The organism is Brevibacterium sp. S22 (assembly GCF_004745485.1).
Lineage (GTDB): Bacteria > Actinomycetota > Actinomycetes > Actinomycetales > Brevibacteriaceae > Brevibacterium.
In genome coordinates, this window is sequence record NZ_RHFG01000011.1 from 28,327 (window position 1) to 40,987 (window position 12,661).

8 protein-coding genes are annotated in these 12,661 nt (G+C 61.0%); all 8 read right to left on the reverse strand.

The window, feature by feature from the left end:
• Nucleotides 1–97: 97 nt before the first annotated feature.
• From EB835_RS10770 to EB835_RS10805, 8 genes are read right to left on the reverse strand one after another with little or no spacing between them, the layout of a single operon-like run.
• Entirely contained in the window at nucleotides 98–3,616 is a 3,519-nt protein-coding gene (locus EB835_RS10770; RefSeq protein WP_135809473.1) for a bifunctional glycosyltransferase/CDP-glycerol:glycerophosphate glycerophosphotransferase, read from the reverse strand.
• Nucleotides 3,613–4,494 carry a DUF6270 domain-containing protein gene (locus EB835_RS10775; RefSeq protein WP_276605998.1) on the reverse strand — a complete coding sequence of 294 codons (882 nt, stop codon included), beginning with the start codon at nucleotides 4,492–4,494 and terminating at the stop codon, nucleotides 3,613–3,615. The genes EB835_RS10770 and EB835_RS10775 overlap by 4 nt, the downstream gene beginning before the upstream one ends.
• Nucleotides 4,491–5,798 (reverse strand): ABC transporter ATP-binding protein, encoded by a 1,308-nt coding sequence (locus EB835_RS10780; RefSeq protein WP_135809475.1) that lies wholly within the window; start codon nucleotides 5,796–5,798, stop codon nucleotides 4,491–4,493. The genes EB835_RS10775 and EB835_RS10780 overlap by 4 nt, the downstream gene beginning before the upstream one ends.
• Nucleotides 5,785–6,666 (reverse strand): ABC transporter permease, encoded by an 882-nt coding sequence (locus tag EB835_RS10785; RefSeq protein WP_135809476.1) that lies wholly within the window; start codon nucleotides 6,664–6,666, stop codon nucleotides 5,785–5,787. Before EB835_RS10785 ends, EB835_RS10780 begins: the two co-directional genes overlap by 14 nt.
• The gene (locus EB835_RS10790) at nucleotides 6,663–8,396 is read right to left on the reverse strand and encodes a glycosyltransferase family 4 protein (RefSeq protein WP_135809477.1); all 1,734 of its coding nucleotides are present in this window, start codon (nucleotides 8,394–8,396) and stop codon (nucleotides 6,663–6,665) included. The genes EB835_RS10785 and EB835_RS10790 overlap by 4 nt, the downstream gene beginning before the upstream one ends.
• Nucleotides 8,393–9,754: a glycosyltransferase family 4 protein gene (locus tag EB835_RS10795; protein ID WP_135809478.1), complete on the reverse strand. Its 1,362-nt coding sequence runs from the start codon at nucleotides 9,752–9,754 to the stop codon at nucleotides 8,393–8,395. Before EB835_RS10795 ends, EB835_RS10790 begins: the two co-directional genes overlap by 4 nt.
• Complete coding sequence (locus tag EB835_RS10800) at nucleotides 9,751–10,788, reverse strand: MraY family glycosyltransferase (protein ID WP_135809479.1); 1,038 nt, start codon at nucleotides 10,786–10,788, stop codon at nucleotides 9,751–9,753. The genes EB835_RS10795 and EB835_RS10800 overlap by 4 nt, the downstream gene beginning before the upstream one ends.
• The gene (locus EB835_RS10805) at nucleotides 10,788–12,623 is read right to left on the reverse strand and encodes a nucleoside-diphosphate sugar epimerase/dehydratase (protein WP_168216709.1); all 1,836 of its coding nucleotides are present in this window, start codon (nucleotides 12,621–12,623) and stop codon (nucleotides 10,788–10,790) included. The genes EB835_RS10800 and EB835_RS10805 overlap by 1 nt, the downstream gene beginning before the upstream one ends.
• Nucleotides 12,624–12,661 lie beyond the last annotated feature (38 nt).

Below are 12,661 nucleotides of genomic sequence, written 5' to 3' on the forward strand. Positions count from 1 at the left end.
CCTGGACCGGCCGGTCTTCGGTCCGGATCAGAGTCCCGATTTCATCACAGATGACGTAGGCATAGTGTTTCCAGCTTCCGCGTGGATGCACGAGATCCTAGTGCGCGGTCGGCGGTTCGATGACGTCGTCGGGCTTCAACACGCGTGCCCGTAGCATGCGAGCGAGCTGATTCACCGCTGGCCATGATGGAACGGCTGCCGGGGCTCTCCCCTCACTGGCTAACTCGTCGATGACGAACTGCAATAGGTCGGAGAAGTTCTCGGCGACGTTGCGGCCCTCGGCCCAACCGGGATACAGGCCGCGTTCCTTTTCGTAGCTGATTCGGTCTGGTACGAAGTGCACTGCCGTACCGCCTGTCAGCTCGAAGTCATAGACGATCGACGAATAGTCGGTGATGAGGACATCAGCGACCGCCATGAGGTCCTCAACGTGTGGATAGTCCGAAACATCTAGCGTGAACGGCAGCTCCTCATGCTTGGAGTTCGCCACGTGGTGCGCACGCACGAGAACTCGAGCCTCTGTCGCTTCCGCCAGCCGCAGAGGGTCGAGAAGAAACTCTCGCCAGCGCAGCGGGCGACCGTTCCGGTCAGCGTCTCTCCACGTCGGCACATACAGAATCACCCGTTCACCGGCACTCAGGCCGAGCAGCTTTCGAAGCTGGCCCTGTCGGTTGAGAGATTCGAGCAATCGAGCGTTTCGTGGCTGTTCGCCAACGGCGACCGCGCCTTCGTATCCCAGGCTCGCACAAAGCCTGTGCGCTGCCGTTTCCGACTGTGCCAGCAGCAGATCCCACTGAGGCACTTCGGTCCTCATGATACGGCGGTAGGTCAGAGGAACCTTGCGCCGGGACATGTCTAATAGCAGCTTCTTGTTCGGCGTCCCGTGCCACGTCTGCAGATAGAACTGGCCGGGAAGTTTTTGGACGTAGTAGGGGAAATTGTTGTTGTTGACCCACACCCGGCTCGTCGCCATCGCCCTGTGCCATGCGGCAGTTCCTTCGACGATGGGGACACCACCATCTGGCACATCGACGCGACGGTCGCGAACAGACCAATAGAGCGGTATGTCGCTTCGTGTGTCTCTGATAGCGTCAAAGATTGCCCTTGGGTTGTCGTTGGCACTCTTTCCGTTATATGACTCGAAGACGATGCCGTCGGCCAACTGCCCCCAGTCCTTATCGCGGAGTTGGAAACGCCCGTACTTGGACCGCTCGCCTGATGACCACGGGGGAGAAGCCATGACGGAGACAGCGCCGGAGTTCTTGCCTTCGACCCGGAGCGTGTTCCACTCGGTGAAGCAGTCCACAGGTCGGATTGCCAGTTTGCCTGCAGCCCTAGCCCAACTGTCGGTTTGATTCGGTGTTTCTCCGTACTTCAGGTGATAACCGCCTGCGAGCGCCGCGACCTTGCCTCCTTCGGCCCCGGTTGTCGTCAGGTCATACACAGCGGTAAAGCTGCCATCGGCATGGAACGCAGATTCTGAAGGTTCAATCGTCTGCTCGGAGGACTTGAGCACGACCTTGAGTCTTTCCGGAGGATCGATCCGACCGATGATCAGCAATCGGTCCCGGTCATTTGTTGCACCAGTGACAGTCACTCGCCTGAACCGCTGCACCAGTCTCACCTTTCCGGCAGAGTTTGCTGCAAGACGCACGCTTGAAGTGCCGGGCAAGAGGTAATCCACCGCGGAATGGTAGACATCGACGTCATGGTCATCTTTTGTCGTCGCTGTTAGTCTCCACTGCCGTTCGCCCTGAGATCGGAAACGCTCAGGGAGCTCAGGCAGAGTGGCTGTAAAGATCGAAGGGCCTTGTGCTTTCAGTTCGACGTCATTTTCCGCAGCGCGCAATGTCAAGCTATAGACATCTGCGGAACCGTCGACAGTCACCGTCACATCCCGTCCGCGGAAGTCGACGTTCTTCACCACGACTGGATCAGTCGGAATGTGTACAGGACGAATCGACAATTCGCTTCGGGCGTCAGCTATGACTGTCAGACGTCCCGAATCGAGAATCGGGCTTGGCGCAATCATTCCCACTACCGCTGTCGACACAGCAGGCGTGTGTACATGCATCGCGCCCATTTCGAAGGAACCGATCAGGTCGATACCTCTGGGCGATATGTCACTCAGACTGGAAACATCAACGCCAACCGTGAATCCGCCGGCTTCGTACGTCCGCCAAGGATCTCCGACGTCCAAGTCCACTCGATTGTCGTTACGAGACTCTGCCGAAACGTCCAGAACTGTCGCCCCATCCATGATTCCCTGCATACGGAATGTGGTCCGCCCCGGATCGACCCCAGGAATGTATGCGCACCCCTGGAACTCGATCTGCTGTTCACCGATCCAGCGTGCGTTTCTCACGATCACGACGGGTTTGAAGTCGACAGGCTGTGCTTTCAGCAACCGCTGCGGAATATCCGACTTAAGCCGCGACAGATACGTCGGTGCGACTATCCACGTACCGTCGACGAGTTCCAGGGGCACAGCTCGAGTCTCTTCCATCCTCGTCCCGAGGATTTCTTCGATATCGTCCATGTCCCCGAACGCCACAACCCACATGCAGAGACGTTCCTGCGCCGGCATGAGTTTCCAGGCGTCTTTCGGCATTGTCTTTCGAAGGGTTCTGGCCGCATCACAGAGGGTCTTTCGGAACCGTTTGTTAGCCGTATCGAGGTATTCGGCGTGCATCGCGAGGTCAGTGCCCATCCAGATCGCATACGCCTGCTCAACAACGTGGTCGGGCGCGTGGTTCAAGGTGTCTCTGAGCGCATCGATGACATCAAGCTTTGACTGCAGATCACTCAGTTCGGCTTTGCGTTTGGAACGAGTGTCTCGGCCGTCGGCCAGTCTCCACGCATACACGTCGTTCGTAAGCACGTCGATCGCCGCAGCACCGACCAGTGCCCTATACACAGGCTCTTGGTCCTCGTAGTTGGAGAACCCCCACATCTCCCCCACATGACGATTCCAGAAATCGTGCCTATAGACTTTGTTCCACAGCACAGGCTCTTCCAGCAGTTCCGGCATATCTTCCAACCGAACCGCCAACCGCTGGCGAATATGTACTCGCGCGGTCAGCTTCGGCCTGGACCAGCCGGCCGAGCCAATACGAACATACGACCCAGTGGCGATGTCAGAACCCGTCCGTTCAAGTGAGTCAACCAGAGTCGAGTAGGCTTCGGTCAACACCTCGTCATCCGCATCGGCAAAGGCGATGTACTTGCCACGAGCAACCTCGACTCCGCGATTGCGTGCACGCGCTGGCCCTTCGTTGGGTCCTGTGAGCACAGAAACGCGCGTAGAACCGTGATGCTGGTTGGCTTTCTCAACGGTGTCGTCAAAAGAGCCGTCGTCGACGACGATGACTTCCAACGACACACCGCTCTGGTTGAGGATGCTCTTCAAGCATCGGTCAATGAAGTCACTCGCGTTGAATGCAGGAACAATAACGCTCAGAGTTGGAGTGTCCGTGTCTTCCTGGTTGGGAGATCCCACGGTCGATGTTCTGGTCGAAGTGAGTTCAGATTCCCGCTTTCGCCGGAATTCTTTGAATCCTTCGACGCCGCCATGCCGCAGATGCCACAGTGCTTTACGCCACTGCTGTCCACTCACATGGCCTCACCACCGCTCTTCTTCACCTGCCGACGGATGCTTTCGACGATCGACTCATAGTCAGGATGTCGGAAGTGGAAAGGCTGCGGACCCCATTTGTGATTCCTGTCGATCCGAAGCTCACGACTCTCTCTCACCACTGACGACGTTGTCAGCGATCGCGCTTCTCTACGATACGGGATGTAGTCGGTATTCGCGGACAGCGCCCGATCGGCATACTCTTCCGCCTCAGTAGGTTTCACCGTCAGGAGGCTCTGCCATGCTTCGCCGACTCCCCGACCACTTGAGAGGCCGCGACCAGCCTGTCGCGCCCCGCGTTGGAGGCGTCGCCATTCGCGCCCGAGCTTAGCGAGTCTGTCATTCTGAGGGTGAGGTGCCCCGTCGACGGCGCCGGCCCATTCGATATCGAGGAAGATGGTCTTCTCCTCTAGCTTGGCCTCGTTGAGACCGTCAATGAGCTTTGCGAAGCCCGCTCTCCAAAGCGAAAAATGCTCAGCGGTGCCGAATTCGATCAGTCGAGCCCCTTCACGACGTGCCACACGAGCGGCTCCACAGGACTCGATTTCAAGTGAGTTCGTCATGGTGGAGCCATCGGGGAACTTCCAGAATCCCCGGCGTTCATCGACCAAGTCGAGTAGGACGACGTCGAGGTCGTCTGCATTCTTGACGATCCGTTCGAGGCCGGTGCCCTTGAGGTCACTGTTAACCATTCGCTTCTGGAACGCCGAGGTCAGGTCGCTGAGATCGATGCCGGCCGTCCCGTGCGGAGATTCCAGGCTCGTCACCGAGTGCCTGGCCACGTAGGTCGCTACCTCAGCCTCAGGCATAAACTCCGCCGTATCACGGCTCACGCAGGAACCGAAGATTGCGATCTTCATCGGCCCGAATCCTGATGGACTGCAGGAGCATCGTCTTCCTGTCGCAAACGCTGCCGCTCCTCATATCGTTCATCGGCGATCTTGCGTGCGCGCGAAGCCAGTCGCCGGCCGGTGAAGTCATCAGCAGCGGCAACTGAGGAAGCACGGTCATTCGGATTCGCCGCTCGCAGAACCACCCGCTTCTTACTAGGGTTGAGCCGCAGCGGCGGGGCATCAGTGATTCGTGGGGCACTCACTACCTGAGAAGCAGGTTTGGGCAGCGACGGGAACTTGGCCTTCGGGATCTCGGCGTCGAAGGATTTCGGCCAGACCTGCTCTTCGGCGGCGGCCAGCATCGGCGTCGGAGTCTCTTCGACTTCTTCGACCGCGTGCTGTCTCTTTACATGGCGTGCCGAGTCGGCCTTCTTCTTGGCCGGGCGTGCTGCATGGCGCGGGATGGGATTCTTGATGAGTTCGGGTTCGAGGATATTGATCTCCTCTTTGACCGCGTTGCTCACCACATCGGCGAGGAGTTTGTCAGCGATATCCTCTTTGCCCTTGGCGACGTTCCACGCCCACCAACGATATTTTTCGGCGACAGCCTCGGCGGGGCCGTTCATGAGGATCTCTCCTCGGTGCATCCAGACTGCACGGGTGCACAGCTCCTGAATCACTTTGGCGGCGTGGTTGACCAGAAGCACCGTACCTGCTTCGGCGAGGAGTTCGTCCATCGCTCGTTCGCTTCGCTCAGCGAACGTAGCGTCACCTGTCGACAGCGCCTCATCAATGAGCAATATCTTCGGCCGGGCAGCCAGCGCGATGGCAAATCGAAGTCTGGCGCCCATTCCTGAGGAGTAGGTGCCCATCGGCCGGTGGATAGCCGACCCCAGCGCGGAGAGTTCGACGACATAGTCAAAGGCCTCAGCCGCCTCCTCGGGAGACAAGCCCATCGCCAGACAACCGAGGCGGACGTTCTCACTTCCCGACAGCGCAGGCTGCAGGGCAGCGCTGACTCCGAGCAGAAGTGGCTGGTAACGGACAAGGATGCGGCCTCGATCCGGTTGTTCGACTCCAGCGACATTGCGCAGGAACGTCGACTTGCCGGAACCGTTGGCACCGACGATGCCGACCATCTCTCCTTCGCGGGCTACGAAGTTGACTCCACGCAGGGCTCGCACTGTGGTCTGACCTTGCCGCCCGACGACTTTGTTCGTCAGTCGCCGAATTCCCGTGGCCTGGTTACTCGGATCGTTGGTGTTGACGGTGTAACGAACCTGAACGTTCTCAGCGATGATGTTCGGATCCTGCGGCTCAGAGTCGGCCATAGTTCTCCTCCCCTCTCCAGAAGAAGAGGAATCCGACGATGAGAAGTCCGAAGGCCCAGACCGTACCGACGATCCACATCTTCGGATCTGAATCGACTCCGTAGAGCAGCGAGTTGCGCACCAGCGTCAGATAAGCGTGCATCGGGTTGTACTGCATTGCTTCCAAGAGTGCCGGATGCTTGTCCAGTCGATCCTCGATGGAGAAGAACACTCCCGAGCCGTAGAGCCAGAATCGGCTGACAATCGACATGAAGTTCGTGAGGTCGGGGATCTTGTGGCCAAGACGGGCAAGGAAACACGCGAGCCCGACGTTGAAGATCGTCTGCAGGATGACCACGGGGATCACAAGAAGGACTCGCCACGTGATCTCTTCCAGCGGTGGGGCAATCGCGAGGACGATGACCATGACCAGCAGGGTCGGCATGAAGTCAAGGAAATTGCGGACCACAGTGGAGATCGGAAGTGCGGCACGCGGGAATTGGAATCCCTTGATCATCGACGCGCCAGAACGGATCGCCCCGGTTCCGCCGGTCATGCACTTGCCTGTGTAGCCGAAGAAGAACACTCCCACGACGAGGAAGCCGAGGAAGTTGTGGATACCTCGTGAGGTCCCCAGAATGTATCCGAAGATGAACCAGAAGGCGAGCACTGAAAGCAATGGGTTGAGGAACAGCCAGCCGTAGCCGAGTATGTTCTTCCTCGTCGAGCTCGACATCTTGGCCCGGGATTCGGCGATGATGAAGTGCCGACGGTTCCACAGCGCTGCGAGGTAGCTGCGCAGACTCGTCCGTCGTCCGACGGGCACGAGTCCCTCACTCGAGACGGACGGGATCGAGCTCAGCCCGAGGGGATTCTTCGTCTCACTCATCGCACAAAACTCCCCACGAGTTGAGAATAGACCTGCCCATACCGTCGTCCGATTTCCTTCCACCTGCGCGTTGTAAGAACGTGTTCACGTCCATTGTCTCCGAATCTTGCCCTGGCCGAGCCATTGAAGGCGAGTTCGGACAGCAGTTCCGCGAGTTTCTGCGGGTTCTCTGGCGGCGACCACATGCCTGCACTGTCCGGAACCAGTTCGCGCAGTGCCGGCAGGTCGGAGATGACAACAGGTCTCGCAAGTCCCATCGCCTCGATCGGTTTGATCGGAGTGACCAGGCGGCAGACCGGTTCGTCCTTGCGCGGCACGACGATGGCGTCGAGAGCGAGCTGATAGTCGATTGCCTGTGCTTGGGAGACTCGACCGGTGAAGACCGCGTTCTCTCCCAGGCCCGCAGCGCGTTCCCGCAATTCCGGCAGAGCAACACCGTCACCGGCGATCAACAGCCGGAGGTCCGTTCCTTGGCGGCGGGCGAGGATGACGGCCTCAACGAGATCGTCGAGGCCCTCGTAACCGACGATGGACGCCGCTGTTCCGACCCAAATGCCGTCTTCGGGCAGGCCGAGACTCTTTCTCACTGCGGCCGGAGTACGGGTGACATCGGCGTCGACGACGGCCTCAGAAACCGAGTTCGGAATGAGGGTGATGGATTCTGCCGGCACTCCTCCGGCGATCAGGTGCTCGCGCATCGTCTCGCCCAGGGTGATGACAGCGTCAGCCGCCGAGGCGACTTCGATCTCCTTCGACCGCATCATGGCGAATCGTCGGCTCTCCCGACGCGCGGTCCGATCTGCGGGAGTGCTGCCTGCAGCGGCCCAAGTCTCCTCGAGAACTCCGCGGACCTCATAAACCCACGGCAGTCCGATGGCTCTGGCTGCAGCTCCGGTGGCCAGACCGTTGACATAGTGCGTAGTGGTGTGAAGGAGGTCGACTTGGCGTTCGAGAGCACTGTCGGCGATCCATGCAGCCTGGTCCTCGAGACGCGAAGTGGGTGTGGCGGCCGGGCGGAGTGGCACGTCTCGCAGGTATTCGATCCCGTCGACGGATTCGACAGTGTCTTGGCTGAGACGTCCGATCGTCACCGGGTAGGAGGGGCGAGTAACTGCTGCAACCTGATGCCCGGCGTCCTTGAGAGTGGAGAGGACGAGGTGGCTGCGGTAGGCGTAGCCCGATCGGGTATGGGGCAATGAGTTCGTCAGCACATGCAGGGACGCAGCAGCACCAGAACCTGATCGGACGGCGGGACGAGCAATGAGGTAAGAGTCGGTGTCGGGCCACCATCCAGGCGACATGGACTTTCGCTCAGCGGAGAGACGCTGCCTGCGTCTGCCGTCCGGCAGCACGCGGATCGCCTCGTCGATATTGCCTTGGGTCCACAGGATGCGCGAGCGCAGAGGCGCAGCGTTGTCGAGCGAGCGGGCGATGCGATCCGCGGCGTCGAGCATGCCGAGGTTGAGTGCGATTTCGCCGAGAAGGCGTGAGGGCGCAGGGGAGCCGGCGACCAGCGACTTCGCAGTCGTCTCTTCTCCCAGCAGCCATGCAGAAGCCGCCCGTCCCGCGACGCCCGGCAGGCAGCCGATTGCGCGCCCCACGAAACGTGAAGCTGGTCCGGGCAGGCGGCGTGCCAGCTGCATGCCGAAGAACACGCGGTCATCGTTGATATGACCGGCCGTGGTCACGACCACGTTCGTCAGCTGTCGGGCGAGGAAGCGCAGGTTCACGAGACCACCTGCTCGAGGACACGTTCGTAGGTGTACCCCATTGCGGCTGCCGAAGCGTGCCGAATCACCCAGTCGCGCGGGTTCTGACCAGCGGGCGGATTCGCTCCGAATTCCTCACCGGCTTCGACCCGTACTCGCATCCGCTCCATCGCTGCTGCCACCGAATCGGTGTCGCCTGGAATCGCAACTTCTCCTGCCGCGGTGTGCGTGATGATGTCGGCAGCTTCGCCGGCGACGACGCCGAGGACTGGAATTCGACGGGCCATCAGAGAGTAGAGCTTCGAGGGCACTGTCCATTCATAGGATTCAAGTGAGCTGAGGCTGACCAGTCCGGCGTCCGCCCACTCCCAATGAGCCGCGAGTTCGGCACCAGAGATCTGGGGATGGAATTCGACCGGCACCCCATGGGCGGCCGCTGCCGCCTTGAGCTCGGCGGTGTCAACGCCACCGCCGACAATGCGCAGCCGCACACCTTCGGTACGAGCCAAGGCGCGGATCGAGGTACTGAGATTCTGCGACCGCCCGACAGTGCCCACATACAGCAGGTTGAGCCCGCTGCGTTTGGCAGCCGTTCTGCGGTTGACGTCATCGCCGGCAGCGCCGGCCTCTTCGGCTGGAGCAATGAGTGGAATCGCACCCGTCGCAGTCAGCCCGGACGCACCTTCCAGCTCCGCGGGTGAGACTCCGCTGCGGACGACCTCGGCGGTCACTCCACGCTGTTCCAGACGACGTTTGAACCCCTCCGTGGTGACGACGACGACCGCTGCACGCCGTTGAGCACGAGTGAGCAGGTCGGGCAGAAGCCGATGTTCGAGACTCCGTGTCAGCTTCCCCGGAAGATACTTCCCAACGGCGCCCGTGACCAGGTTCATCTCCGAAATGAGGTCCGGCCACGCATCGCGCACCTCAGCGATATGAGGCACGCGCAACAGTCGCGACAAAGTGTCACCTGCCAGCAGAAACGGCAGTGCCGGTGTCGTGGACACGATGACGTCGGGGCGCATTCTGCCCCGCAGCCGGTCGATGACAGCCGACATCGCACCTGTCGCCGACACCGTCTGGTCGAGCAGCTGACGAGCCATTGACGATCCGCTGTGCAGGTACGGCACGCGGAGGATCCGCTCTCCGTCCACGCCTGTGTCCCAGGTGCCGCCGAGGCGCACGTCAACTCGCCGGCGCCCCTGTCCCACATTGGAGCCGAAGAATCCGTTCCGGTCGGAATACGGATAGTGAGGGTGTGGTGCCACCGTGATGACGTCGTGTCCGACGGCACGCAGGTGGTCGACGAGGATCCGCCATCGTCGCTGCGGTGCACCGACCTCGGGATAGTAGTAATGGCTGAGCAGAACGATTCTCATGCGGTGACCGCCTCCGTGCGGGCGCGGCGATTCAACCACATGGGCAGCAGTGCGTAGAGGGCGAGCAATCCGACCCAGAACACGTGGGCAGGGTAAGTTGTCGCCGTATTCCCACTGATGAGAGTCGGAACAGCCATCATGCAGGCGAGGACACTCAATGCGGCGTGGAAGAGCGAAACGGAGCCGTGCGACCAGCCCGCCTGCTGGATCCGCTGATAGATATGTTCACGATGAGGCAAGAGGATATTCTCTCCTCGGAACAGACGCAGGACCAAGGTGAGTCCGACGTCGAAGAAGACGAAGATCATCGGTGCGATGATGACGACGATCGGTACGCCTTGCACGAACAGCCAGACCGCGAGAGCGAAGACGGCCGCTCCGATGCCGTAGCTTCCCGTGTCCCCGAGGAACGCTTTGGCCCGACCGAGGTTGAACGGAAGGAACCCGACGGCAGCGCCGGCCAGCGCCAGAGCAAGCAGCGCAATGTCGTTCTCACCCACCCAGGAACTGACGAAGGCGAACCATCCTGCGGTCACGATGGTCCACTCGGTGACATAGCCGTTGAGTCCGTCGACGAAGTTCACGGCGTTGACAGTAGTCACTCCGATGACTGCGAAGGCGATGACGTGAGCGAGTCCCTGCGTCGAGAACATCGCGATGATCGCGCTGAACAGCAGAGCCAGGATGACCTGGCCGATCAGGCGCCCGGCGGGACGCAGCGAGTCGAGATCATCGCTCATCCCGATCGCCGAATAGCACCAGGTCAATACCAGGAAACCGATCGGCAGGAGGGTTCCGCCGAGGCCGAACATCCCGTCTTCGCTGACGCTCCAGACCATGGCGAGGACTGTGGCCACGGTGATCCCGCACCCGATGGCGACTCCTCCGCCGCGCACGGTCGAGAGAGTATGCGAAGAACGATGAGACGGAACATCGACGACCCCTGCTCGGCGCAGCAGCGGAAAGGCGATGAGGGCGCTGAGTGTCGTGACCACAGCGGCCACGACGAGGATCACCAGCGACTGCAGACCCATCAGATGCCAGCTCCGGTGTCCAACGGTTCGGGGTCGAGCAGATTCGTCAGCCGCGCTTCGAGCAGGTGGCGTTGAGTGAAGACCTGCGGGTCACGAGATTCCGCCACGAGGGCACCGAGCTTCTCCAGGTCGATCGGAGCTATAGGCACCTGAGTGATCAGCGGATGATTGGGTCGGCTGTCGACCTCATCCGGCGACAGAAGTGCCTCAGTGAGCTTCTCCCCAGGTCGCAGTCCCGTGTAGACGATATGCGCATCACTGCGTCCCGACAGCGCGATCACACGTTTGGCGAGGTCATCGATGCGGATCGGTTCGCCCATATCGAGGACCAGAGTCTCTCCGGGGCCGCCGATCGCCGCGGCCTGCAGAACGAGTTCACACGCTTCGTCGGCAGTCATGAAGTACCGAGTGACCTCGGGATCGGTGACGGTGACGGGGTCGCCCGACGCCACCTGAGCCACGAAGGTCTCGAGCACAGACCCCCGAGAACCGAGCACATTGCCGAAGCGCACCGACATATAGCGTCGGCCGGTCGCCGCCGCCACGGATGCGATCGCCCGTTCGATGGAGAACTTGGTTCGCCCCAGCACCGAGGTGGCGCCAGCGGCTTTGTCGGTGGAGATGTGGACGAAGGCATCGACGTCGTGGGCAACGGCAGCAGTGAGCAGATCGAGGCTGGCACCGACATTCGTGCGCACTGCCTGCTCCGGGAAGCGTTCGAGGAAAGTCAGGTGTTTGAGCGCTGCGGCATGGAAGATGATGTCCGGCTTCGCCTCGGCGACGAGGGCATCGATGAAGGCGGGATCCCGCAGGTCACCGAGGACGAGATCGTCGCTGGTCAGCAGCGCTGAACCTTCGAGACCGAGCTCAGTGGCGTGCAGACCGGATTCGTCCCGGTCGGTCATGATGAGCCGAGCAGGATCGAAGCGGGAGACCTGACGGCACAGCTGTGACCCGATGGAGCCGCCTGCCCCCGTGACGAGGACGACCTTGCCGGTGATCGCCGAGGCGATGTCGTCGATATTGGTCGAGATCGGTTTGCGTCCGATGAGGTCTTCGATGCTGACGTCTCGGAAGCTGCGATGCCGCAGGTCGGCGACGTCATGGGCGTCCGGCTCGGGACGCGCCAATGCGGTATCGGACAGCTTCGGCATGATCTTGATCTCGACCGGACGGGATTCGAGATTCGATGCGATCCGGGAGAGATCTTCGGGCGGCAGGTCGGCGATGGCGATGATGACGACTCCGGCACCGGTGCGGTCGACCTGAGTGGCGATGTCCGCAATCGGTCCGAGCACTCTGGTGCCGTTGTAGCGCAGGTGGCGTTTGGCCGGATCATCGTCGAGGATCCCGACGGCGACGTATTCGCTCATCGAATCCTGAGCGATCATGTCCAGAGCGAGCATGCCTTGGTTTCCGGCACCGACGACGAGCGTCCGACGCGAGGCGCCGGAGGCTGTGAGGCTGCGCTGCCGCAGATTCCGCCGCGCCCAGTTCTCAAGGCTCTTGGCGACGATCATGAGCGCACCCGCAGCGATGGGCACACTGGTGGGGATGAGCAGGCTGCTTGCGAAGGCGAATTCGACGACCCACATGATCCCGACGCCCAGGCCGACGGTGCCGACGATGGCAGCGAACTGGTCGGTCGAACCGCGACGGTAGCGTCCGCGGTAGATCGCCAGCGGTCCTCCAACGAGGAAGACGACCAGGGCAATCGCCGAACAGACGAACATGCCCAGTGCATTGACGAGATGAGTGTGGAAGTCGTATCGCACAAGCGTCATCGCCACGACGAGGAACGCGAAGACGAGACCATCGATGAGTGACAGCGCCATTGCTCTGCCGTTCCGCCTCATTGGGGTCCGTGAGGGTA